This is a genomic window from Geothrix terrae (assembly GCF_022808775.1).
GTDB classification, from domain to species: Bacteria; Acidobacteriota; Holophagae; order Holophagales; family Holophagaceae; genus Geothrix; species Geothrix terrae.
This window is the reverse complement of sequence record NZ_JAKZLA010000007.1, coordinates 52,067-75,442: the sequence shown is the minus strand read 5'-3', so window position 1 is coordinate 75,442 and position 23,376 is coordinate 52,067. Positions and strand designations below refer to the sequence as shown.

Below are 23,376 nucleotides of genomic sequence, written 5' to 3'. Positions count from 1 at the left end.
AGCCGATAGCTACTCGCCCTTGGCGATCTTCTCCTGCTCGTCCTTGGGCAGGCGGAAGATCCAGCGCCCGGTGATGCGGTCCCAGAGGTCGAAGCAGCAGAGCCGGTTGAGGAGGCCGGCGACCGGGGGCCCCGCTCCGCGAATGGGGCGGCAGGCCCCGTGAGTGGGAGGACGTGCCAGTGGCACGTCCGATCGCGGGCAGCCAGAGCCGCGTGCGCAGCCGAAGGCGCGCCCAGCGGCGGCCCGGAGGGCGTGATGGCTACTCGCCCTTGGCGATCTTCTCCTGCTCGTCCTTGGGCAGGCGGAAGACCCAGCGCCCGGTGATGCGGTCCCAGAGGTCGAAGCAGCAGAGCCAGTTGAGGAGGCCGGCGACCATCACGTAAGTGGCCCCGTACTCCTGGGTGAGTGTGCGCACGGGCTCAGTGCCCGCGCCGCCGAAGGCCCAGGCGAACACGCCGTACACCGGTCCGATGCCCGCGGTGGCGAAGGCGCCCAGGGTGGGCAGCCAGGCCCCGGCCTGGGGCACGAAGACGCCGCCCTTCACTCCCGCCACCGCGCCGTGCTGCATCTGCAGGGCGCCAAGGAGGCAGAAGAGGACCCAGACACCAAAGAACACCTTGGCCCGGCCCTTCTCGCCGATCATCCAGTAGCCCGCCCCCGGCACCAGCCACTGGAACAGCAGCGGCTTCCATGCGGCCTGGACGGCCTTCTGGCGGCGGAGGGGCATGGGGAGCCGTGGAACGGACTTGTCGTCGGTCATGCCCCTAGGTTACCCCAGAACGGGCGGGCCTCCGCCGGCCTCGCCTTTCCTCGTCCTTCCGCCCTACGATGGTCCCTACCATGCCGCGGATGCGCCCGTTCCTCCAGCTCCGGACCCGGATCACCATCCTGGTCTCGCTGATCCTGGCCCTGGCCCTGACCGTCACGGGGGCCATGGTGGACTGGCGGATGGCCCGCCAGACCCGGGACGTCCTGGGGCAGAAGGTGGTCCTGCTGTCGCGGATCACCGCTGAGGCGGAGGTGGTGCGGGACGCCCTGGCGGGGAGCCGCTCCCAGGCCGACGTCCAGGACCTCGCGGAGCGGATGCGGATCGAATCCGGCGTGGACTACGTCGTGGTCATGGACATGCGCGGGATGCGGCTCTCGCACCCCAACGTGTCCCTCCTCGGCGCCCGCTTCGCCGGCGGCGACGATGCGGAGGTGTACCGCGGGCGGTCCTACCTCTCCATCGCCAAGGGCACCCTCGGCCTCTCGCTGCGCGCCTTCACGCCCGTGTGGAAGGGGGACCGGCAGGTGGGGGCGGTGGCGGTGGGCATCCTCCAGTCGGGGGTGGATCGCACGATCGTGAGCGTGCGCAAGCGCATCGTCATCGGGGGCGTCATCGGGTTCGCCGCGGGGATCCTGGGGGCCATGTACCTGGGCGGCCGCATCAAGAAGATCCTCCTGGGCATGGAACCGCAGGAGATCGCCACCATGCTCCAGCAGCGCAACGCCATGCTGCACTCGGTGCGGGAGGGCATCATCGGCGTGAACCGGGATCTGGTGGTCACCATCGTCAACGAGGAGGCCCTGCGCCTGTTCGCGCTGGCGGGAAGCCATGGCGAGCTGGTGGGTCATCCGGTGGAGGAGGTCCTCCCCAGCTCCAGGCTGGGCACGGTGATGGAGACCGGCCAGGCGGAGTACGACCAGGAGGGCGACATCCTGGGCCTGAAGATCCTCACGAACCGGGTGCCCGTGCTGGTGGACGGCCGCATCACCGGGGCGCTCGCCACCTTCCGCGACATCACCGAGATGAACCGGCTGGCGGAGCAGCTCACGGGCGTCCGCCTGTACGCCAACGCCCTCCGGGCCCAGGCCCACGAGTTCATGAACAAGCTCCACGTGATCCTGGGGCTGGTCCGGCTGGAGGAGTACGGGCGCCTCAAGAGCTACATCGCCGGCGTGGTGGGCCGGCTGGACGACGAGGTGGGCTTCGTGGTCCAGCGGATCAAGGACCCCGTCATCGCGGGTTTCCTGCTGGCCCGCTTCGCCTCGGCCCGGGAGCAGAACATCCACATGGAGCTGGACCAGGACGCCTCGCTGCCCCCCTGTCCCGACGACGCGGCCTCCCACGACCTCGTCACCGTGCTCGGCAACCTGCTGGAGAATGCCGTCGAGGCCATCGGCGACGGCCCGCGCCGCGAGATCCAGGTGTCCCTCCGGCCTGAAGGCACCCTGCTGCACCTATCCGTCGCAGACAGCGGCCCGGGGATGCCCGAGGACATCCTGGCCGAAGCCTTCAACCTGGGGTTCTCCACCAAGGGGGAGAACCGCGGCTTCGGCCTCTGGCAGGCCGCCCGGGCCATCGAGGCCCGGGGTGGGCGCTTGGTCGCGCAGAATCGCGAAGAAGGCGGCGCCCTCTTCACGGCCACGTTTACCCTGTTCCTCCGGGAGGAACCATGATCCGGGTGCTGCTGGTCGAAGACGATCCCATGGTGGCCGAGCTCAACCGGATGTATCTGAGCCGCGTGCCGGGTTTCGAGACCGTGGCGTCCGCCGGCAGCGCCGCCGAGGCCCTGGACCTGCTGCGGCGCCACACCGTGGACCTGCTGCTCATGGACATCTTCATGCCCGGACAGAGCGGCATCGAGCTCATGGGGGAGATCCGCCGGCAGGCCCTGGATGTGGACGTCATCTTCGTGACGGCCGCGAGGGATGCGGCGACCATCGATCGGGCCCTGAAGCTGGGCGCGGTGGACTACCTCATCAAGCCCTTCGAGTTCGAGCGGCTCAAGCAGGCCTTGGATCGCTACGGTGAGACCCGCCGCCTGATCCGGGGCGGCCAGGTCCTCGATCAGACCGAGCTCGACAAGCGCCTGGCCGGGCGGGCCATGGAAGGCCGGAAGGCGGAAGGGCTCCCCAAGGGCCTGGACCGGAACACCTTGGAGAGGGTGGTGAAGGCGGTCGCGGCCTGGCAGGGGCCGTCCCCATGGTTCACCGCCGAGGAGATCGGCCACCAGGTGGGCATCTCCAGGGTCTCCGTGCGGAAGTACTTCGAGTTCCTCAGCACGCTGAAGGTGCTCCGGATGGAACCCGGGTACGGCACCGGGGGGCGGCCGGTCCACCGCTTCCAGTTCCAGAAGGGGTACCTGCGCGAGGTCCAGAAATTCCTCTGATGCGCTCCGGGGGGTCCCCCGCCACGCAGGCGTGGCAGGGATCTATGGGCGCGCCGCGCGCCTCCGTCTGACGCGCCGCTCCCACACGCCGGGCACGTGGAGCCGGAGCCTCCCCCCGGACCCCCGCGCTCGGCCGGCGAAGCCGGACCTCGCTTCGATACTTTGGGGGGGGGCACTTTCAAAAGTTCCAAATCGGGGAATCAACTTCCAGAACGGCGCGTTCCGGGGAGGCTGACCGAGAATCAGGAAACCTACCCGCAGGTCGTGTGAGCAGTGCGCCTGTCCGGCACCCTGGACCCTTCCCGGGTTTCCGCTCAGACCTCCGGCATCTTTCCCACCACGTTCCCATCCGGCCCCATCGGGGCCGCCTGTCACCCATGTCTGGATCTCTGAAAGGACCATCCGCATGTTCAAGCGTGCCGCATCAAAACTGTACAACTGGGTCGCCGTCATGATCGTCCTCGGGGCGATGCTGGGGCACTTCTACCCCGGCGTCGCCGTGAAGATGCAGCCCCTGGCCGACGGCTTCATCAACCTCATCAAGATGCTCATCCCGCCGGTGATCCTCTGCAGCGTGGTGCTGGGCATCGCGGGCTCCGGCAGCATCAAGAAGGCCGGCCGCGTGGGCGGGAAGGCCATCCTCTACTTCGAGATCGTCAGCACCCTGGCGCTGGTGATCGGCCTCGTCATGGCCAACGTGTTCGGACCCGGCCGCGGCTTCCACGCCGACCCGTCGAAGCTCGATCCCAAGCTCGTGGCCAACTACGTCACCCAGGCCCAGCACCTGACGATCGCGGACCACCTGCTGAAGATGATCCCCAAGACCCTGTTCAGCGCCTTCACGGAGGGCGACATCCTCCAGGTGCTGCTGATCTCGGTGCTCATGGGCTTCTCCCTCGCGGCCCTGCCTGACAAGGTCAAGGACCCGGTCGTCTCCATGCTGGACAACCTCAGCAAGATGTTCTTCGGCGTCATGAAGCAGATCCTCTACCTCGCCCCCCTGGGCGCCGGCGCCGCCATCGCCTACACCATCGGGAAGTTCGGCCTGAAGTCGCTGATCCCCATGGCCCAGCTCATCTTCCTCTTCTACGCCACCTGCGCCGTGTTCATCTTCGTGGTGCTGGGCATCATCGCCCGGCTGGCGGGCTTCAACATCTTCAAGGTGGTGGGCTACATCAAGAGCGAGCTCCTGCTGGTCATGGCCACCAGCTCGTCCGAATCCGCCCTGATCCCCCTCATGGAGAAGATGGAGAAGCTGGGCCTCTCCAAGTCCATCGTCGGCCTGGTGATCCCCACGGGCTACTCGTTCAATCTGGACGGAACGAACATCTACATGACGCTGGCCTCCCTCTTCATCGCCCAGGCCCTGGGCATCGAGCTCACCCTCGGCCAGCAGCTGGGCATCCTCGTGGTGGCGATGATCACCAGCAAGGGCGCTGCGGGCGTCACCGGCTCGGGCTTCATCACCCTGGCCGCCACCCTGGCCGTGGTGCCCAGCATCCCCGTGGCCGGCATGGCGCTGATCCTCGGCATCGACAAGTTCATGTCCGAGGCCCGTGCCATCACCAACCACATCGGCAACTGCATCGCCGCTGTCGTGATGGCCAGCTGGGAGAAGGAGCTGGACTGGGACACCTTCCACGCCACTCTGGGCGGCAAGGCGGAAGCGCCCGCGCCCGTGGTCGAGGTGCCGGTCCTGGCCAACGAGATGGAGTAGGGCCTCCACACCTGAAGGAGAAGCGGGGGCTCCGGCTCCCGCTTTTTTTGTGCCGGCGCAGAAATCTTCGCGGCCGCGGCTTCGATGGACCCCTCCTTGAGTGAAGAGATCACGGCCTTTAAGTGGGGCGCACCTCCGCAGGGATGGGTTGGTGGTAGAACAAATGGTGTATCTACATTAACTTGCGTGAATCCGGAGGCGGCACCACCCTTCAGGTCCAACGTTCCCCGCTCCCTGAGGAGGTGTGCATGACATTCCTGAAACCCTTCGCCCTCGGGGCCGCCCTCGCGGTCCTCCCGCTCGCCCTCGCGGTCGGGTGCAATCAGAAGTCGCAGTCCGAGTCCACGGAATCCAAGGATTTCGCCAGCAAGGTGGCGGAGGCCCAGCAGGCTGAAGGACAGGCCCAGGGCGCCACCAAGGCCCAGGCTGAAGCCATGGCCAAGGCGGGGTTGCAGCCCAACGCCGCGGGCATCCAGCTGACGGAGGACCAGCGGGCCCTCCTGGAGGCGCGCATCAAGGCCGAGAAGAACAACGGCACCGCGGCCCTCCTGCAGGAGATCCTCGATCGCGACAAGCAGATCGGCGAGCTCCACACCAAGGTCGCCAAGCTCCAGTCCCAGCTGCCCAAGCCCCAGATCGCCACCGAGAAGGACAACCACTTCGCCATGGCCGTGCGCTTCCTGAAGGGCAAGGGCCTCTCGGAGGAGAAGGCCAAGGCCCTCGCCGCCCGGGCGAACATCCTGGAAGAGCTCCAGCCTGGCTGGCAGGTCTACCAGCAGTACGCCGGCGGCGCCTACTTCACCGCTGTCACGCAAGGCAAGGCCGAGATCGGCCCCACCGAGTACCTGCACAACCAGCGGGCGGCCCTGCAGAAGGATCGAGATGATCTCTCCACCCAGGTACAGGACCTGAAGACCGAGCGCTCCAAGGTGCAAGAGGAGGTGGACGCCCTCCATTCCGAGAAGACCACCCTGACGGCCCAGGTGAGTGAGCTGACCACCCTGAGCCAGGCTCAGAAGGTCAAGCTCAACTCGATGCACTACCTGGTCGGCCAGCGCAAACAGCTGGAGAACGAAGGCGTCATCGTGGTGCCCGTCTTCGCCAAGGACCGCATGGGCCCCAAGGCCGTGGCTTCCCGCTTCGTGAAGGATCTCCCGCTGGATGATCCGAATCCCCAGGTCCAGATCCAGGCCTCGGACGTGGGCCTCGCCAAGATCAGCAAGGTGAACGTGGTGCCCGGCTCCCTCCAGAAGGACAAGGACTACACCGTGATCCTCGCTGACGACCGGAAGAACGCCACCATCCGCATCCTGGACCCCGAGCGCCTGCGCAACGACCGCGTGGTGTTCGCGGTGACGGACTGAGTAGTTGTCTTATGCCATGCGAAAAAGCGGGGGCCGAGGCCCCCGCTTTTTCGCAGGATCAAAAACGAACCTAATCCGTGGCGAACGGCGGCAGCGCGATGCGAGGGACGATGCGGGTCGCGGAGGAGGCTCCGGGGGAGCCTTCGGAGCGGGGCTCCGCCGTCCGGAGTGCGCGCTTGATGGCTTCCATGGAGGCTCCGTCTCCACGAGCGGAGCGAGTGGGAGGGCGCACCCGGAGGGGCGCCCGTCAGATGGAGGCGAGTTGGAGGGCGGCAGAAGGCGACCGGTTCCGAAGGGACGGGTAGGCTCCAAAGGAGACCGGATGGCTCCCTTCGTTGAATATCTGCCAGCGCCTGGCCTCGTCCGGGGCTCTTGAAATGGAACCACCTTGTCTCCGCTGAGTCCCAGCCCGGTTCGTCTGACCCTCCCAGAGCGTCCGCTTCGAATTCTCTGACTAAAGTCCCAAAGGCAGATCAATATAGGCTTCTTGATTCCCCCCATCCGCAATACTTGTCCTTGGGGCGTCAGGTGTTCACAGTGACCTGATCCGGAGCCTCCAGTGGTCACGGAATCGATCCTGCCCAGACCTCTCAAGTTGACCCGACGAGCGCAGGTGCTGGTCGCGTGCGCGCTGCTGGTGGCGCTATCGCTGTGGATGAATCCCCAGATCCCCCACCGGATGGCCACCTTGGGGCACCCGCTGAAACAGGTGATCTACCTGGTGGAAATCCTGGCCGCAGTCTTGGCGCTGGTGGGTTGCGGGCTCGCCCGTCGCCGGTGGGCGATCCTGGGGGGGCTTTTCTTCTCTCTCAATTTTCTGGTCGGCACCTCCTTCTTCAGGATCAGGGGGCGGCCCCTGACCCTGGTCGACGGGAAGACCCTCTTGGAATCGGTCGGGAACACGGGAGATGCGCTATCCCAATTCACGGCACCCATCCTCATCGTGGTGCTGCAGATCCTGGGGGTGCTGGTCCTGCTTATCTGGATCCGCGTCGCCCTGCGGGCCAGGAACAGCATCCCCATGATCACCGCCAGCCTGACCGCGGTCGTCATGTACGTGGCGATCCTGGCCATCGGTGGAGACACGGCTTTGAATGGGTTTCCCATGCAGTTCCAGGCGGGGCTGCACGCCGGAACTCTGGCCGTGGACGCCGCGGCCCGCCGATGGGTACAGGACGGGAAAGCTGCGGCGGCGTTCCAGCACGTTCCCATTGACCCCATGGTGCGGCACCTCGTTCTCGTCATCGACGAATCGGTGGAAGGGGGCGCGTTCCGGGACCTGGTCGATCGGGCCCACCTGCCGAACCTCCGCAATCTCGGTCTGGGGTACAGCTTCGCCAATTCCAGCGCCGCGTCGAACCTGATGCTCAGGCGGGGCGCTGATCCGAAAGATCCGGGAACATCCCTTCGCCACTTCCCCAGCCTTTTCCAGATGGCGAAGGAGGCTGGTTTCCGAACTGCCTACATCGATTGCCAGGGTGTGTTGAACGACCTGGCCATCCAGGACTACTTCGATGACCTCGAGAAGTCCTTCATCGACGAAGTCCTGCCGTCCGGGGCGTTGGGTGTGCGAACGGAACGGGATCTCAATGCCATCCCCGCGCTGATCGGCCAGCTGGGGAAGGCGGAGCGGACGTTCACCCTCATCAACAAGGTCGGGACCCACTTCCCCTATGCGCATAGCCTTCCGCCTGAGCTGGCCGGGGCCCCGAACCCCTATTCCATCGCGATCTCCCGGGCCTCGCTGGCGTTCCTACAGGGCGTGGCCGGGCGGCTTCCGGAGGGTACCCTGGTGTTCTATACCAGCGACCATGGGCAAAATTTCCAGGCCAAGGCTCCCCACGGGAATCTGCCCGGGGAATGCGGCATTTCCGAGTGGACTGTCCCCGTGATCGTGCTTTCCAGCCCTGACCTGGCAGGCAGGCTCCAGGGCATCGATCCAGGCTGGCAGGACCATGCGTCGCACGCTCTGATAAGTGAATCCATCCGGAATCTCCTGGGCCAGCGGATGCCCGGGATGGCGACGCTCTGGTCGGTGCCCAGCCCCGAAGACGCCTCCAGGCACCGGGCCTTCTACGGCTCGCCCATGGGATTGTTCGGCAAGCCCATTTCCTACCTGATCATCGACAAGGATAAACGTGTGTTCATGCCCCAGCCGGGGGTGCCGGACCTCCCTTGAACTGGCGAGGCGGCTGACATCCGAGTCGCCGCTGGCATGGAAGCCGGATCCGACAAAGCGGGGGCGCCCACCCCCGCTTTGTCGATTACTACGATCAGGACTGGCCCCGAACTTCCTGCGGAAGTACGGGAATTGGCGCCGTAACGTCCGAGCAGGCTCGGCCTGACAGCGCCTAATCCGAGGCGAACGGCAGCAGCGCGATGCGAGGGACGATGCGGGTCGCGGAGGAGGCTCCGGGGGAGGCTTTCGTGCGGAAACGAAGAGGGGGCCGCTCGGCCCCCTCTTCGTTGAAAGTCCGCCAGCGCCAGGACTAGTCCGTGGCGAAGGGGAGCAGCGCGATGTTGCGAGCGCGCTTGATGGCTTCCACGAGGGCGCGCTGGTGGACGGCGCACACGCCGCTGGTGCGGCGGGGCAGCACCTTGCCGCGCTCGGGGGTGAAGGCCTGGAGGGTCTTCACGTCCTTGTAGTCGATGAGGGTGCTCTTCTCGACGCAGAACTTGCAGAACTTGGCGCGTCGTCCCCCAAAGGCCTTCTTCTTCTTGGGCTTGCCCTTCTTGGCATCGGCGCGGCGCTTCATCCCATCACCTCTTCAGCGGAACGTTCCTTGATGCCGGCCTGGGCCTTGCGCTTGGCCTCGCGCTCGATGCGCTGCTTGGCGCGGCCCGCGGCCTTCTCGGCCTCGTCCATGCGGACGCTCAGGTACTTGATGACCGAATCGTGGTTGCGGAAGCGGCGCTCCAGCTCGGCGATGAGGTCGGGGCCCGCGTTCATCTCGAACAGCGTGTAGTAGCCCTCGCTGAACTTCTGGACTTCGTAGGCCAGCTTCTTGCGGCCCCACTTGTCGGTCTTGAGCAGCTCGCCACCCTGCTCGGCAATGATCCCCTCGAACTGCTTGACGAGCTCATCGCTCTGCTCGTCCGTCAGCGTGGGGGAGGCGATGAAGATGGTCTCGTAATGACGCATCTGTCCTCCTTGTGGATGTGAAGCCCCCCTCTGGGTTCCGGGGAGCAAGGAAGACGCCTCCAGCGGAGGCGCGAACGGATAGTTTCGCGTGGAAGGCCAGGAAATTCAATGGAAAGTCGTGCGGCTCAAGCCTCGGCCGGGGTCCAGAACGCCGCCGGATTCACCTGGTTGGCCAGGCCCGCCAGATCCCCGGCCTGGCCCAGCGACTCCAGGAACCGGGCGAAGGGGGCGTCCAGCCGGTCGATGACCTCCCACTCGGGATCGGTCCAGCGTTCCAGCACGTAGTCCACCAGGGGGCGCTGGAAGGGGCCGATGCCCAGGCGGAGGCGGGCGATGTCCGTGGTGCCCAGGCACTCGAACACGGAGCGGAGGCCGTTGTGGCCGCCGCTGGAGCCGTCGAGCCGGAAGCGGCCCGTGCCCAGGGGCAGGTCCTTGTCGTCGTAGAGGAGCACCAGGTTGCGGGGGTAGATCCCCGCGGCTTCAGCCTGGAGGCAGGCCTCCCCGGAGAGGTTCATGTAGGTGGCGGGCACCAGGGCCTGGAGGCCCTCCGTCAGCGGATAGAGCGTGCCCGAGGGGAAACGCCTGGTTGGGGACGGCGCCAGCTTCCGGTCCGCCATCCAGCGCTGGAGCATGAGACGGCCGAGGTTGTGCCGAGTGTCCTGGTACTCGGGGCCGGGGTTGCCGAGGGGAACGAGGGTCCACATGGGTTGAAGCTATCAGCTGTCGGCTGTCAGCTCTCGGGAAAGGCAGCGGGCGCCGTCTGGCGCCCGCTCCCGGAGTGAAGAGCCTTCAATGCTGGTGGTGTGGCTCGGGCTTGGCGGGGGCGGCATGGGCTTCTGCTTCGGCACCTTCGGCGTGGGCGCCGCCACCAGCGGCGGCCTGGTAGACACCGTCCACGTAGTGGAGGAAATCCACATAGGCGGCCACGGCCTTGCGGCCGGAAGCGGGATCGGAGGTGGCCTGGCTCCGGGTGGCGCGGGCCTCCTTGAAGCGGGCCTCGAGGCCCGGCTTGAGGACGCCGTGCATGAGCTCGAACACGGGCTTCAGGTCGCCGGAGGCCATGGCCTTGTCCGCGGCGGGGATGGCGGGGCCCAGGTCCAGGCCCGCGGGCTTGAGGCCCGTGTAGGGCGCGCCTTCGCCGGCCCGGTGGACGCGCACCAGGGTCTCGAAGAAGTAGGTTTCGGCCAGCTCCTTCGCTTCGGGGCCCAGGGCGCCGACCTTGAGGGTGCGGGCGAAGGCGGCGCGGATCTGGGCCTCGTCCTCGCCCTTCACCCAGGCCAGCACCGGGTTGACGTCGCCCTTGGCGAGGGCCTGACGCGCGGCGGTCACCACGGGACCGTCGAGGGCGTCGCAGTGGGCGGCCAGGGGCAGGGTCGAGAGCCCCATCAGGATGGTTGCGAGCAGGGCTGGGAGGGGGAACTTGCGCATGGGGACTCCTGTGAGGTGCTGCGCTCAGGGCGCGGAGACGGGTCGGAGCAGGGTGAGCAGGATGGCGCAGGTCTCGCCGGCATCCTGGAGGCGGCCCTGGCCGGCGGCCTGGGCGTAGACGAGGTGCATGAGCATCCCGAAGGTCACGGTCAGCAGGGCCTCCGGCGAGAGATCGGTGCGGACGGTGCCCTCCCTGCGGCCCTCGTCGAGGGCCTGCAGGAGGAAGGCCCGGGTCCGGGCGACCACGGTCCGCAGGCGGACGGCGGCGGTCTCCGGCAGCGCCAGGGCGAACTGCTCGGAGAACATCAGCCGCCCGATGCCCCGGTGGCCGCCCACCACCTTCGCGCGGGCCCGGATGAGGGACTGGATGCGCTCCAGGGGCGGATCCGTTTCCGGGGGGAAGGTGCCGAGAATCAGTTCCTCCACCCGCAGGACCACGGCCTCGAGAATCTCATCGCGATTCGCGAAGTGGCGGAAGGGGGCGCCGCTGCTGACGCCCAGCTCCGCGGCCAGGGCGCTGGTCGTCAAGGCCGCGATGCCTCGGGTCTCGATGACACGCAGCGCCGCGTCCGCGATCTCCGCGCGCTTCGGGGTGAGCTCCAGGGCAGGTCGGGCCATGACTTGATTGTAAGTAAGTACTTACTTTTGTCAATCCCAAAAAAAACGGGCACCGCAGGGCGCCCGTTTTCTGAAAACTGATGGCCAGAAGTTACTTCTTCTCTTCCTTCTTGCCCTTCTTGGCCACTTCAGGTTCGGCGGCGGCGGCCGCGGGAGCGGCGGCTTCCTCCTCCTCGGCGGCCTTGCCGCGGACGGAGCACACCGTCTGGTGGGCGTCGCCCACGAAGGCCACGTTGGGCATGAGGGCGATCTGTTCGAAGCGGATGCTGTCACCCACGGCCAGGTTGGTCACGTCCACGTCGATGTGGGCGGGGATGATGCTGGGCAGGCACTCGAGCTCGATCTCACGGTGGGCGAAGTCGAGGATGCCGCCCATGCTCTTCACGCCGATGGAGGTTCCGATGAGGCGCACGGGCACCTTCACGCGCACCTTGTGGGTCATGTCCACGCGCATGAAATCGACGTGGCGGAGACGGCCGGTGATGGGGTCGCGCTGCAGGTCCTTGATGATGACGTGGCGCTTGATGTCCGTGCCCTCGCGCTGGAGGAACATCACGGAGTTCATGCCGGCGTCGCTGGCCAGCACGCGGGCCACGGCCTTGGGGCTGATGGCGATGGCGATGGGCGCCTCGTTCAGGCCATAGACCACGGCCGGGATCATGCCGTTCTTCTTGAGGTCACGGATGGCGGCCTTGCCGAAGGTCTCGCGCTTGGGGACGACCAGGACTTCCTGGGACATGTCTTCCTCCTACCTGGCGGCTGGATGCCGCCCTCTCGTTGGGGTGGGTCCGGGCGGACCGCTCGGCGCCTCCCCATGGAGGGCCGAATCCCCGATTCTGCCCGAAAAAGCCCCGAAACCAAAGGGGATATTCACCGCGCCCCGGCGCACGACCGCCACGGGCCGGGATTATCCTGCTTCCATGTTCCACCCCATCCCCCGTCCCGAGGAGCTGCTCAACCGCGAGCTGAGCTGGCTGGACTTCAACGCCCGGGTCATGGAGGAAGCGGAGGACCCCTCGGTGCCGCTGCTGGAGCGGGTGAAGTTCCTCGGCATCGTATCGAACAACTGGGACGAGTTCTTCATGGTGCGGGTGGCGGGCATCTGGCGCCAGATCGACGCGGGGATCACCCAGCCCGGCCCGGACGGCCTCACGCCCCGCCAGCTGCTGGAGCGTGTGGCGGGGCGGATCCACGCCTACTCCGCCCGGCAGCACGAGCTGTTCCACGCCATCCTCGAGCCCCAGCTGGAGGCCGCGGGCATCCGCATCCTCGATCCGAGGGAGCTCGATGGGGCCCAGGAGGCCTTCGTCCTCGATTACTTCGAGCGCAGCATCCTGCCCTTGATCACGCCCCTGGCCGTGGACACGGGCCACCCCTTCCCGCGCCTGGGCAACCGGGCCCTGGTGCTGGTGGTGGAGCTGGTGCCGGACGAGGACCTGCTGGACGGGGACCTGCCGGCCTCGGAGCTGTCCTTCATCCACGTGCCCACGGGCCTCGCCTCCCGCTTCCTCCGCGTGCCCTCGGGGCCGGACGCCCACGCCTTCGTCATGCTCGAGGACGTGGTCCGCCATCACCTGTCCCGCCTCTTCCTGGGCTATGCGGTGAAGTGCTGCCACGCCATCCGCGTCACCCGCGACTCGGACCAGCCGGTGGAGGAGGATCCCTCCGAGGACCTGCTCAAGACCGTGGAGGAGAGCCTGCGCGACCGGCGCCGGGGCGCCGTGGTGCGCCTCCAGTACGAGCACGGCCTGTCGGCCAAGGTGCTGGACCTGCTCATCGAGGAGATGGAGCTGAGCCCCGAAGACCTCTACCCGAGCTCGGGCCTCACGGCCTTCTCGGACCTCATGCAGCTCTACGTCCAGCTGGACCTGCCCCACCTCAAGGACTCGCCGCTGCCGCCCTTGCCCGTGCCCCAGCTGGACCAGGCGGGCAGCGTCTTCGATGCCATCGCCAAGAACGACATCCTCCTCCACCATCCCTACCAGAGCTTCGACGACAGCGTGGTGCGCTTCGTGCGGGAGGCCGCCGAGGATCCCAAGGTTCTCGCCATCAAGATGACGCTCTACCGGGTGACGGCCAACAGCCCCGTGGCCGCGGCCCTGGAGCGCGCCGCGGAGCGGGGCAAGCAGGTGGCCGCCATCGTGGAGCTGCGGGCCCGCTTCGACGAGGCCGCCAACATCGCCTGGGCCCGGCGCCTGGAGAAGACCGGCGTCCACGTGGTCTACGGCCTGCCCAACCACAAGATCCACTGCAAGGCCTGCCTCGTGGTGCGCCAGGAAGCCGCCGGCATCCAGCGCTACTGCCACCTGGGCACGGGCAACTACAACGAGCGGACCAGCCGCCTCTACTCGGACCTGGGCCTCTTCACCGCCCGGCCGGAGTTCGGCGAGGACCTCTCCAACCTCTTCAACATGCTCACGGGCTACACCCGCCCCCCGAAGTTCAACCAGATCCTCCTGGCGCCCCAGCACCTGAAGAAGGCGCTCAAGGAGCGCATCCAGCGGGAGATCGGCCATGCGCGGAAGAAGCGCCCGGCGCGGATGGTGCTCAAGATGAACGCCCTGGTGGACCCGCAGCTCATCCAGCTGCTCTACGAGGCCAGCCGCGAGGGGGTGAAGGTGGACCTCATCGTGCGGGGCACCTGCTGCCTGCGGCCCGGCGTTCCGGGGCTGTCGGAGAACATCCGCGCGCTGTCCATCCTCGACCGCTTCCTGGAGCACGCCCGGATCTACCACTTCGCCAATGACGGACAGCCCGAGACGCTGCTCGCCAGCGCCGACCTCATGCCCCGCAACCTGGATCGCCGCGTGGAGCTGGCCTTCCCCCTGGTGGACCCGGTGCTGGCCGCCCAGGTGATGGAGATGGTGGAGCTCCAGCTGCATGACACCCTGAAGGGCCGGGTCCTCGGTCCCGAGGGCGATGTGCTGCGCCGGGGCCTGGATCCCCAGGACCCGCCCCTCCGCAGCCAGCTCCGCATCTACGAGCACACCCTCCTGGCCAGCGGGGTGGGAGCTTTGACCCAGAAGCTGGGGCCGCTGGATCCGGATATTTGATGCTCTCCCGGGGTTCCTCGCTTCGCGAACACCCCGGGACCCCCGCGCCAAGGCAAGGGGACCTTGCCTCGGCTGGCAGCCCTCCAGGGGCCCCCCTCGCAACGCACGCGTTGCGGGGACCTAGGGTTGCGCTGCGCGCCTCCACCTGACGCCACGCAGGGCCTGGCTCCCACTCGCCCTTTGGGCTCGCGGAGGTGGAGCCTCGCCCCGGCTGGAACTCCGCACGGGGCTGGGAGCCGCGCGGGACCATCGCGTGCCGCCATTCATTCCCCGTGTCAGACTAATGGGCTGGAGACACGCATGACGAAGATCAGCCGCGCCGCCCTGTTCGAAGCCCTGAATGCCTATGTCGTTCCCGGAACCAACGCCACTCTCACGAACCTGAAGGCGGTGAAGGGCATCGACGTCACCGAGGGCAAGGTGACGGTGCTGCTCCAGCTCATGGACGCCTACCGGGACCGCGTGGCGGTCATCAAGCAGGCGCTGGAGGAGTTGATCCTCAACCAGCCCGGCGTCACGGCGGCGGATATCGAGATCGGCTGGGAGAAGACGGCCCAGGTGGAGTTCAAGAACCTCATCCCCGGCATCAAGCGCTGCGTGGTGGTGGGCTCCGGCAAGGGCGGCGTGGGCAAGAGCACCGTCACCGCCAACCTCGCCATCGCGCTGTCCCAATTGGGCCTGAAGGTGGGCCTGCTGGATTCCGACATCTACGGCCCCTCCATCCCCATGATGCTGGGCCTCAAGGACTCGCCCCTGGGCACGCCCGATGGCCAGATCCTGCCCCTCGAGAAGTTCGGCATCAAGGTCATGTCCATGGGCCTGCTCATCGAGGAGGACCGGCCGGTCATCTGGCGCGGCGCCATGCTCAACAAGGCCCTCCAGCAGTTCCTGAAGGACGTGGCCTGGGGCGACCTCGACGTGCTGCTCATCGACCTGCCGCCCGGCACCGGCGACGTGCAGCTCACCCTCATCCAGAATGCCCAGGTGGACGGCGCGGTCATCGTCAGCACGCCCCAGGACGTGGCCTTCCTCGATGCCAAGAAGGCCATCGGCATGTTCGGCACGGTGAAGGTGCCGGTGCTCGGCATCATCGAGAACATGAGCAGCTTCATCTGCCCCGGCTGCGGGAAGGAGACCCAGATCTTCGGCCACGGCGGCGTGAAGGCCGCGGCCATCCGCATGGAGCTGCCCTTCCTGGGCGAGGTCCCCATCGACCTGGCCATCCGCGAGGGCGGGGACAGCGGCAAGCCCTTCGTGGCGGAGCACCCCCACAGTGTCCAGACCAAGGTCTTCCAGGACATGGCGGAGACCCTCAAGGGCGTGCTGAAGCTCTAGGTCCTAAGGTTTCCCGAACGCCTCGACCCGGAGCGGCCGGGCCACGGTAAGCATGGCCCGGCCGCCGTCATGGATGTCGAGCTGGGTTCCTGGACCCAGGCGGAACCCTTCTTCCGGAGCCCCCAGGCTGCGGCCATCCGGGAGGGTCAGGGACTGGAAGGCCACGAACCGGTACTCGCCGCGCAGCAGGTGGACCAACCCGACCAGTCGGGTGCCGGCCGGCAGCAGCAGGGCGCGGCGGCGCGCGTCATAGACCGGCGCTTCCAGGCTGAAGTGGATCAGGGTGCGGCCGGGATCCGTCGGAGGCGCCGTGAGGTCGCCTTCGATCCGAAGGGGCACTTCGAGCCCCGCCGGCACCGGGTACGTCGAGCCGTTCTCCTGGAGCCGCAGGTCCGCAGCTCCTCTTGCCGCGGGCGTCACCGGCAGCTGCAGGACGATACGGTGGGGCGGCGGCGCGGGCAGGGGCTCCGGCCCGGCCCCGAGCAGGGCGGCGAGCGGCAGCGGCATCAGCAGTGGCCTCAGTGGCGGCATGGCGACCTCAGTTGAGCTTGCCCACGCCCATGGCCGCCAGGTCCCCGGGGATGGGCACGGCCCCGAAGCTGGCCACCGCCGCCTGGCCCTCCCGGGACAGCACGAAGTGGAGGAATTCCTTCACCGTGGGGTCCAGCGCCCGGCCCGGGGCCTTGTTCACGTAGATGTAGAGGAAGCGGGTCAGGGGGTAGGTGGCCCTCTGGATGGTCTCCAGGGCCGGTTCCACGAAGGTGTCGCTGCCGAAGGAGGCCACGGGCACGCCCTTCACCATGCGGTTGGCGTACTGCAGGGGCCCATAGCTGATGCCGCCGCCATCCACCGCCGGCGCCTCCACCACGGCGAACTGGTCCATGAAGGCCTTCACGCCGGGCTTGAAGTCGCCCTTCTTCATGACGTGCTCCCGGAAGAAGGCGCGGGTGCCGGAGTTCTCGTCCCGTCCGTAGGCCTGGATGTCCCGCTGCTTCCAGTCGCCGCCGAGGCCCAGGTCGCCCCAGCGCAGGATGTCGCGCTTCGCGCCGCTCCTGCGGGTGGTGGAGAAGATGGCGTCGATCTCCTCCATGCGGAGCTGCTTGATGGGGTTGTTGGCGTTGACGTAGACCACCAGGGCGTCCACGGCGACGGGGATGCGCGTGGGCGCGTAGCCGTACTTGGCCTGGAAGGCCGCCAGTTCCGCGTCGGTCATCTCGCGGCTCATCTGGCCCATGATGGCGCTGCCCTCCAGGAGGGCCTTCGGAGCCGTGGCGGAGCCCTTGCAGATGAACTGCGTGGCGACCCGGGGGTGGACCTTCTTGAAGTCCTCGCCCCAGAGCACCATCAACGGTTCCATGGAATCCGAGCCCACGCTCTTCAGCTCCCCCGATACCGGCCGCTCCGCGGCGTAGGCGGGCAGGGCCACTTCCCGGGCCGCGGGGGGCGGGGGAGGCGCGGATACGGGGACCGCTCGGGGCGGCTGGCAGGCCAGGCCGACGGCGAGCAGGGCGATGGGAACGATCGCGCGAAAGGTCATGGGAGTTCCTCCGGAACCATTGCCCCATGGCGGTGTGACGCGGTCGTGAAGCCCGGGCTCCTTTGCCGTGACCCCGGCGAATGGAGCTATCCTGGACCATGGTCAAGCCGCACATACCCGAGACCCTGGCGCCGGATCTCCTGGAGCGATTGCGCACGCGGTTCCACCCCTGGCCGCTCATCAGCGGCTGGGGGCTCACCATCGAGTCCGTCACCCCCGGCCAGGCCGTCATGGTGCTGGCACCCACCAAGGCCGTCATCAACGGCAGCCGCGGCACGGTGAACGGCGGCGTCCTCGCCACCATCGCCGACATGGTCAGCGCCCTCGCCCTCAGCACCGCCTTCGACGGGGCCATGCCCTTCGCCACCTCGGACCTGCACATCCGCTACCTGGAGCCCGCCCGGGGCGAGGTTCGTGCGGAAGCCCAGGTGGTGCGGATCTCCGGCCGCAGCGGCATCCTCGCGTGCCGGCTCACCTGCGGCCCGGACCTGGTGGCGCACAGCACCGCCAACTTCGCCATCAAGGCCGGTCTCGGAGGATGACGTGAGGGGCGGGACGCCATTTCCCGAGAAGCGGAACGGGCGCCAGGCCGTCCCTCTGAGGCGCCTGCAGTACACCCTGGCCCTGCTGGTGGCGGTCATCGTGTGCGGGGGGCTCGGCTACCACCAGCTGGCGCACCTCAACGCCCTCGACAGCCTCTACATGGCCGTCACCACCCTGTTCACCGTGGGCTTCCGGGAGCTGGGCGACGTGAACGCCCAGACCAAGCTCTTCACCATCTTCTACCTCGTCATCGGCCTGGGGACGGCTTCCTATGCCGTATCGAACCTGACCGCCCTGCTCCTGGAGGGGGACCTCAAGGGCTACATCATGGAGCGCCGCATGCAGAAGCGTCTGGACGACCTCAAGGACCACATCATTGTCTGCGGCTTCGGGAAGATGGGCTTCCAGGCCGCCTGGGAGCTGAAGAAGGCGGGCATCCCCTTCGTCATCATCGAGCAGGACGAGACCAAGGGCCGCAGCCCGCGCTTCGCCGGTGAGATGATCCTCTACGGCAACGCCATGGAGGAGATGGTGCTGGAGCGCGCGGGCGTCCGGCGGGCCCGCGGCCTCATCACGGCCCTCACCACCGACGCCGACAACGTGCTGGTGACCCTCACCGTCAAGCAGATGCGTCCGGACATCCCCGTGGTGGCCCGGAGCGCCAAGCTGGGCACCGAGCGTCAGCTGAAGGCCGCCGGCGCGGACCACATCGTGAGCCCCTACGAGATCGGCGGGCGCCGCATGGCCGGCCTGCTGCTCAAGCCCGAGATGATGAACTTCTTCGACATCGTGCTGCAGCAGGAGCAGCTGGAGCTTGGGCTGGAGCGCATCGCCATCGCCACCGGCTCGCCCCTGGTGGGCCAGACCCTGCGGGAGGCCCGGCTGCGCCACGCCACCGGCTCGCTGCTGGTGGGCCTCGTGCATCCCGGTTCCGGCCTGCGGTTCAATCCCTCCGGGGAGGAGCGCTTCCAGAAGGGCGACGAGCTACTGGTGATGGGGCCGCCGGACGCGCTGGAGACCCTCACGCGGCTGGCCAAGGGCTGAGGCCGTGGAGGGGCACGCGCGCCTCCTGCTGGACCTGGCCATGGTGCTGGGCGTCGCCGCGCTGACTTCGGTGCTCTTCCAGAAGCTGAAGCAGCCGGCGGTCCTGGGCTACCTCCTGGCGGGCATGATCGTCGGCCCCCATGTGCCCGTGCCGCTGGTGGCGGACCTGGACAACGTGCGCCTCATGGGCGAGCTGGGCGTCATCCTCCTGATGTTCACCATCGGCCTGGAGTTCAGCCTGTCGAAGCTGCTGCAGGCCGGGCCGCAGGCGCTGCTCACGGGCACGCTGCAGGTGGGGACCCAGCTGGTGGTGGGCTTCCTCGCGGCGCGGCTGCTGGGGTGGCCGCCCCTGGAGAGCGCCTTCTTCGGCGCCAGCCTCGCCATCGCCTCCACCATGATCCTGGCCAAGCTCTTCGACGAGCGGGGCATCCGGGGCCCGCTGAAGGAGACGATCCTGGGCGTCCTGCTGGTGGAGGACCTCCACGCCGTGCTGCTCCTGGCGGCGCTCACGGCGGCGGCCTCCCTGGGCGGACCCAGCGCCAGGGCCATCGCGGGCACCCTGCTCAAGCTGGCTGCCTTCCTGGCCGTGCTCATCGGCATGGGCCGCCTGGTGGTGCCCCGCGCCGTGCGCTGGGTGGCGGACCATGCCCGGGACGAGGTGCTGCTGGTGGTGGCCGCGGCCCTCTGCTTCGGCCTGGCCCAGCTGGCGGCCTGGGCGGGTTTCTCCGTGGCCATGGGCGCCTTCGTGGCGGGCATGCTGGTCTGCGAATCCGGCCGGGGCCGCAAGGTGGAGCACCTGGTCCACCCCCTGCGGGACCTCTTCGCGGCCATGTTCTTCGTGGCGGTGGGCATGCTGATGGAACCGGCGGTGGTGGCGCGCGACTGGCCGCTGGTGCTGCTCTTCACCGCCCTGGTCATCGTGGTGAACGCCCTTTCCGTCACTGTGGGGGCCACGCTCGCGGGCCTGCCCCTGGCCCTTGGCGTGCGCGCGGGCCTCGCCCTGGGGCAGGTGGGGGAGTTCGGGTTCATCCTCCTCAGCGCGGGCATCGGCCTGGGCGTGGTGGACCCTTCCCGCTACGCCCTGCTGGCGGCCATCGGCGTGGCCACGGCCCTGGCCACGCCGGCGCTCCTCAGCGGAGGGGAGCCCGCGGCCCGGTTCGTGGAGCGGCACCTGCCCGTGGCCCTGAAGACCTACCTGGGCCTCTACCAGTCCTGGGCCGCCGCCCTGCGGGCCCCGGCGCTTCGCAAGGCCCCGGGGGTCGCGGTGCGGCGGACCTTCCTGCGCCTGCTGCTGGATGCGGTGCTCATCGGCCTGGTGGGGGTCCTCGCCCCGCGGGTGATGCGGCTGGGCGCCACCTGGCTCGAAGGGCGGGGCGCGCTGGGGCACACCCTGGCCCAGGGCGCGGTCCTGCTGGCGGCGGTGGTCGTGGTGGGCCTCCTGGTGAGCCGCATGGTGCGCCGCACCCGGACCCTGGCCGAGCGCCTGCTGGACCTCCCGGGTCCCGGCGGCCTGGGCAGCCGCCCCGACATGCGCCGCGCCTTCCGCACGGGCCTGCGCCTTGGCGTGCTGCTGCTCACGGGCCTGCCTGTGCTGGCGGCGGTCTCGGCCCTCATCCCCCTCGCCTCCCTGGGCGCGCTGGGCGCGGCCGCGGCCCTGGCGATCCCGCTGCTGCTCTGGCGGCGGGCCAGGGGCCTCCAGAGGGACCTGGACGCCGGCGCCGACTGGATGGGCACGGATGCCCGGGATCCCTGGGGCGATCCAAGCGCGGCCTCCGCGGCTCCGGCCGGGGGCTGGCGCACCCTCCGCATCGGGCCCCGCTGCCCCTCGCTGGGCCGCAGCCTGGGAGACCTGGATCTGCCGGGCGGTTCAGGGGCGGCCCTGGTGGCCCTGCTGCGGGAGGGACACCTGCTGGAGCCCCGGCCCGAGGCGCGCCTCCAGGCGGGCGACCTGCTGGCCCTCAGCGGCCCGGCCTCGGCCCTGGATCAGGCCGAGGCGCTGCTGGGACGCGAGCCGGGGCGGAGCTAGCCAGCGCGGGGCCAGTTAGCGGGCCACTCAGCGGGGGGCCGAGGGGTTCACGGCCCCGGTGGGGGGCCGGAGGTTCACCCCGTGGGGCAGGCGGCCGGGCATCTCCGCCAGCTCCCAGGCGGTGACGGCCATGGCCTGGGCGCCCTGCACGAGCTGGTCCGGCACCAGGTGGTCGGGGTAATCCATCTGGCTGTGATGGGTGCCCAGGAAGTAGTCCGCGGGCTCCTGGATGGCGGCGAAGGCGGGCACGCCGGCCCGGTCGAAGGGCGCGTGGTCCGTGCTGCCCATGACGCGAAGCGAGAGGTCCTTCACGCCCAGGTCGTTCAAGGGCGCGATGGCCTGGGCCATGGGGCCGCGGCAGGCCTCGCGGCCCTGGAGGGTGAAGCCCTTCACCATGCCCGTGCCCATGTCGTGGATCAGCACGGCCTGGATGGCGTCCAGCTCGGCCCGGTGGGCCTCCACGTAGGCCCGGGAGCCCAGCAGCCCCTGCTCCTCACCGCTGAAGAGCACGAACCGGATCGTCCGCTTGGGCTTCAGGCCCGTGGCCTGGAGCGCGCGCAGGGCCTCCAGGACGATGGCGCTGCCTGTGGCGTTGTCGGTCGCGCCGGTGCCCAGGTCCCAGCTGTCCAGGTGCGCGCCGAGGAGGACCACCTCGTCGGGCCGCTCACTGCCCCGGAGCTCGCCCACCACATTGAAGGCCTGGACGGGGGCCTTGGAGAAGGCGCCGCCGAGGGTCAGCTCCAGCTTCACGGGCTCCTTCCGGGCCAGCAGGCGCAGCAGCATCTTGTAAGGCTCCTGGGGCACGTAGGCCGCGGGGAGGCCCGCCTTCTGCGGATCGCGGCCCGCGCCGCCGGAGGCGAAACCCAGGCCGTTCTTCCGGCCGGACATGGTCAGGGCCGCCAGGGCGCCCTCCTCCTGGAGGAACTGGGTCATGGCCGCCTGCTCGGCCTGGTAGGCCGCGAAGTCCGCCCCTCGGCGCGCCAGCGGGGGCCGCTTGTCGTCGGGGTTGGTGCGCAGGAGGATCTTCCCCTTGAGCTGCCCCTTGAAGGCCAGCAACTCCGCCAGGTTCCGGGCGTCCACCAGCAGCAGCTCGCCCTGGATCGCGCCCCGGGTGGCCGGGGTCCAGGCCTGCTGGTCCACCCGGAACCGGATGCCGTTGTGAGTGAGCAGCCGGGCGCCGTCCGTGCCGCGGGTCCAGGCCAGACCAAAGTCGTAGGCCTCCTCATGGATGTTCGCGGCCCCCAGCCGCGCCATCTCGGCCCCGGCCCAGGCCTGGGCCTGTCGCAGCCTGTCCGAGCCCGTGAGCCGGGGGCCGATGACGTCCGACAGGTATTCCACCCGCGCCACCACCTCCGCGTGGTCCTTGATCTCGCGTAGCAGCCTCCCGGCCGGAGTGTCCGGGTATTCCTTCAGGATGGGCACCGGCGAGGGCGCGGGGGCAGCCGGGGGGAAGGGCGTCTGGGCCTGGAGGAGGGCGGCCAGGGCCAGCCCTGCCAGGGCAGAGGGAATCCGCAGCATGGGAACTCCTGTGGGGAAGGCTGGTTTCATCAAACATCAAAAAACGAGGTATGGCAATGCTCCTTTCGGCCGGTATGATGACGATGTTTCGGGAAATTGCGAAATGACCTCCGACCCCCTCCGCCCCCTCGTGGACACCCTCAAAGTCCTGGCCCATCCCGTGCGCCTGCGCATCCTCGCGCTCCTGCACGCAGGCGAGCTCTGCGTCTGCGAGGTGGCCGAGGTGCTGGGCCTGGCCCCCTCCACCGTCTCCGAGCACCTGACCGGCCTGCGCCGCACGGGCCTGGTGCGCGAGTGGAAGGTGGGCCGCTGGGTCCACGTGGCCCTCTCCGACGAGGCCGCCACCCGCCCCCTGCTGGAGGCCCTGTGGCCCCTCATGGCCGGCGCCGAGGCCGAGCTCTCCCGCGACCGGGCCCAGGCCCGCGCCCTCCGCTGCGATGTCTGCGATCCCGCCGACTGTCCCCCTTCACGCACCCTCAAGGAGCATGCATGACCACCCAGGCCCAGACTGAGACCTCGACCGAATCCGGCCTCAGCGAGACCACCCTCAACCTCATCGCCCTGGGCGCCGCCATCGGCTCCAACGCCGAGCGGGCCTTCCGCGCCCACCAGAGCCGCCTGGAGGAGCTGGGTGTCTCCAAGGAGGACATGATCGAGGCCGTGAACATGGCCCTCCGCGTGAAGGGGGACCCCCATTCCCAGATCATGGCCCTGGCCCAGACGACGCTGGTGGGCGAGAGCGCTGGCGGCTGCTGCGGCGGTGCCTGTGCCTGCGAGGAGGCGGGCGGCCAGAAGGGCGACTGCGGCGACGACTGCGACTGCGGCTAGGGAGCCCTCATGTCTCCGGATCGCTTGTCCTCCCCGATCGCGGCCTTCCCGGCCCGCGATGGGGCGGG

The 23,376-nt window shown here is 68.7% G+C and carries 23 protein-coding genes; 12 read left to right on the top strand and 11 right to left on the bottom strand.

Annotated elements, in window-relative coordinates:
- Nucleotides 1–9: 9 nt before the first annotated feature.
- Both MLE42_RS13205 and MLE42_RS13200 read right to left on the bottom strand, forming a co-directional pair.
- Nucleotides 10–186, bottom strand: coding sequence for a hypothetical protein (locus tag MLE42_RS13205; protein ID WP_243288352.1), 177 nt, complete (start codon nt 184–186; stop codon nt 10–12).
- Between the two features lie 73 nt (nt 187–259).
- Entirely contained in the window at nt 260–760 is a 501-nt protein-coding gene (locus MLE42_RS13200; RefSeq protein ID WP_243288351.1) for a DUF6677 family protein, read from the bottom strand.
- Nucleotides 761–840: 80 nt separating this feature from the next.
- Between MLE42_RS13200 and dcuS the strand changes: the two genes are divergently transcribed.
- The 5 genes from dcuS (at nt 841) to MLE42_RS13175 (ending at nt 8,415) form a co-directional block, all read left to right on the top strand.
- Entirely contained in the window at nt 841–2,442 is a 1,602-nt protein-coding gene (gene dcuS, locus MLE42_RS13195) for a DcuS/MalK family sensor histidine kinase (RefSeq protein WP_243288350.1), read from the top strand.
- Nucleotides 2,439–3,155, top strand: coding sequence for a response regulator (locus MLE42_RS13190; protein WP_243288349.1), 717 nt, complete (start codon nt 2,439–2,441; stop codon nt 3,153–3,155). The genes dcuS and MLE42_RS13190 overlap by 4 nt, the downstream gene beginning before the upstream one ends.
- Before the next feature lie 406 nt (nt 3,156–3,561).
- Nucleotides 3,562–4,872, top strand: coding sequence for a C4-dicarboxylate transporter DctA (dctA, locus tag MLE42_RS13185; RefSeq protein ID WP_243288348.1), 1,311 nt, complete (start codon nt 3,562–3,564; stop codon nt 4,870–4,872).
- Nucleotides 4,873–5,120: 248 nt separating this feature from the next.
- Nucleotides 5,121–6,236, top strand: a complete 1,116-nt coding sequence (locus MLE42_RS13180) for a hypothetical protein (protein ID WP_243288347.1) — start codon at nt 5,121–5,123, stop codon at nt 6,234–6,236.
- Between the two features lie 613 nt (nt 6,237–6,849).
- The gene (locus MLE42_RS13175) at nt 6,850–8,415 is read left to right on the top strand and encodes an LTA synthase family protein (RefSeq protein ID WP_243288346.1); all 1,566 of its coding nucleotides are present in this window, start codon (nt 6,850–6,852) and stop codon (nt 8,413–8,415) included.
- Nucleotides 8,416–8,725: 310 nt separating this feature from the next.
- On the opposite strand, the gene rpsR is transcribed toward MLE42_RS13175, so the two are convergent.
- The 6 genes from rpsR to MLE42_RS13145 all read right to left on the bottom strand — a co-directional run bounded on the left by rpsR (nt 8,726) and on the right by MLE42_RS13145 (nt 12,163).
- Nucleotides 8,726–8,992, bottom strand: a complete 267-nt coding sequence (gene rpsR, locus MLE42_RS13170; protein ID WP_243288345.1) for a 30S ribosomal protein S18 — start codon at nt 8,990–8,992, stop codon at nt 8,726–8,728.
- A complete protein-coding gene (rpsF, locus tag MLE42_RS13165) occupies nt 8,989–9,378 on the bottom strand; it encodes a 30S ribosomal protein S6 (protein WP_243288344.1) in 390 nt (129 codons plus the stop codon). The genes rpsR and rpsF overlap by 4 nt, the downstream gene beginning before the upstream one ends.
- Before the next feature lie 125 nt (nt 9,379–9,503).
- Complete coding sequence (gene pth, locus MLE42_RS13160; protein WP_243288343.1) at nt 9,504–10,082, bottom strand: aminoacyl-tRNA hydrolase; 579 nt, start codon at nt 10,080–10,082, stop codon at nt 9,504–9,506.
- Nucleotides 10,083–10,167: 85 nt separating this feature from the next.
- Entirely contained in the window at nt 10,168–10,806 is a 639-nt protein-coding gene (locus MLE42_RS13155) for a DUF6448 family protein (RefSeq protein WP_243288342.1), read from the bottom strand.
- A 24-nt stretch (nt 10,807–10,830) separates the two neighbouring features.
- Complete coding sequence (locus tag MLE42_RS13150; RefSeq protein WP_243288341.1) at nt 10,831–11,424, bottom strand: TetR/AcrR family transcriptional regulator; 594 nt, start codon at nt 11,422–11,424, stop codon at nt 10,831–10,833.
- 91 nt (nt 11,425–11,515) lie between these two features.
- The gene (locus MLE42_RS13145) at nt 11,516–12,163 is read right to left on the bottom strand and encodes a 50S ribosomal protein L25 (RefSeq protein ID WP_243288340.1); all 648 of its coding nucleotides are present in this window, start codon (nt 12,161–12,163) and stop codon (nt 11,516–11,518) included.
- Nucleotides 12,164–12,344: 181 nt separating this feature from the next.
- Between MLE42_RS13145 and ppk1 the strand changes: the two genes are divergently transcribed.
- Together ppk1 and MLE42_RS13135 are read left to right on the top strand one after the other, a co-directional pair.
- Nucleotides 12,345–14,477, top strand: coding sequence for a polyphosphate kinase 1 (gene ppk1, locus MLE42_RS13140; RefSeq protein ID WP_243288339.1), 2,133 nt, complete (start codon nt 12,345–12,347; stop codon nt 14,475–14,477).
- Nucleotides 14,478–14,777: 300 nt separating this feature from the next.
- Nucleotides 14,778–15,812, top strand: a complete 1,035-nt coding sequence (locus MLE42_RS13135; protein ID WP_243288338.1) for an Mrp/NBP35 family ATP-binding protein — start codon at nt 14,778–14,780, stop codon at nt 15,810–15,812.
- Nucleotides 15,813–15,815: 3 nt separating this feature from the next.
- Here the strand turns inward: MLE42_RS13135 and MLE42_RS13130 are convergent, their stop codons facing one another.
- Nucleotides 15,816–16,343, bottom strand: coding sequence for a TraB/TrbI/VirB10 family type IV secretion system protein (locus MLE42_RS13130; RefSeq protein WP_243288337.1), 528 nt, complete (start codon nt 16,341–16,343; stop codon nt 15,816–15,818).
- A 7-nt stretch (nt 16,344–16,350) separates the two neighbouring features.
- Nucleotides 16,351–17,349: a PstS family phosphate ABC transporter substrate-binding protein gene (locus MLE42_RS13125; RefSeq protein ID WP_243288336.1), complete on the bottom strand. Its 999-nt coding sequence runs from the start codon at nt 17,347–17,349 to the stop codon at nt 16,351–16,353.
- A gap of 98 nt (nt 17,350–17,447) precedes the next feature.
- Between MLE42_RS13125 and MLE42_RS13120 the strand changes: the two genes are divergently transcribed.
- From MLE42_RS13120 to MLE42_RS13110, 3 genes are read left to right on the top strand one after another with little or no spacing between them, the layout of a single operon-like run.
- On the top strand, nt 17,448–17,891 hold the full coding sequence (locus MLE42_RS13120) for a PaaI family thioesterase (RefSeq protein WP_243288335.1): 444 nt from the start codon (nt 17,448–17,450) through the stop codon (nt 17,889–17,891).
- 1 nt (nt 17,892) lies between these two features.
- Complete coding sequence (locus MLE42_RS13115) at nt 17,893–18,936, top strand: potassium channel family protein (RefSeq protein ID WP_243288334.1); 1,044 nt, start codon at nt 17,893–17,895, stop codon at nt 18,934–18,936.
- Between the two features lie 4 nt (nt 18,937–18,940).
- A complete protein-coding gene (locus MLE42_RS13110; RefSeq protein ID WP_243288333.1) occupies nt 18,941–20,962 on the top strand; it encodes a cation:proton antiporter domain-containing protein in 2,022 nt (673 codons plus the stop codon).
- Between the two features lie 27 nt (nt 20,963–20,989).
- Here MLE42_RS13110 and MLE42_RS13105 read toward each other — a convergent pair whose 3' ends face one another.
- Nucleotides 20,990–22,480 carry a M20/M25/M40 family metallo-hydrolase gene (locus tag MLE42_RS13105; protein WP_243288332.1) on the bottom strand — a complete coding sequence of 497 codons (1,491 nt, stop codon included), beginning with the start codon at nt 22,478–22,480 and terminating at the stop codon, nt 20,990–20,992.
- Between the two features lie 103 nt (nt 22,481–22,583).
- Between MLE42_RS13105 and MLE42_RS13100 the strand changes: the two genes are divergently transcribed.
- Nucleotides 22,584–22,973, top strand: a complete 390-nt coding sequence (locus MLE42_RS13100; protein ID WP_243288331.1) for an ArsR/SmtB family transcription factor — start codon at nt 22,584–22,586, stop codon at nt 22,971–22,973.
- Nucleotides 22,970–23,308: a carboxymuconolactone decarboxylase family protein gene (locus MLE42_RS13095; protein WP_243288330.1), complete on the top strand. Its 339-nt coding sequence runs from the start codon at nt 22,970–22,972 to the stop codon at nt 23,306–23,308. The genes MLE42_RS13100 and MLE42_RS13095 overlap by 4 nt, the downstream gene beginning before the upstream one ends.
- The last annotated feature ends 68 nt before the right edge of the window (nt 23,309–23,376 follow it).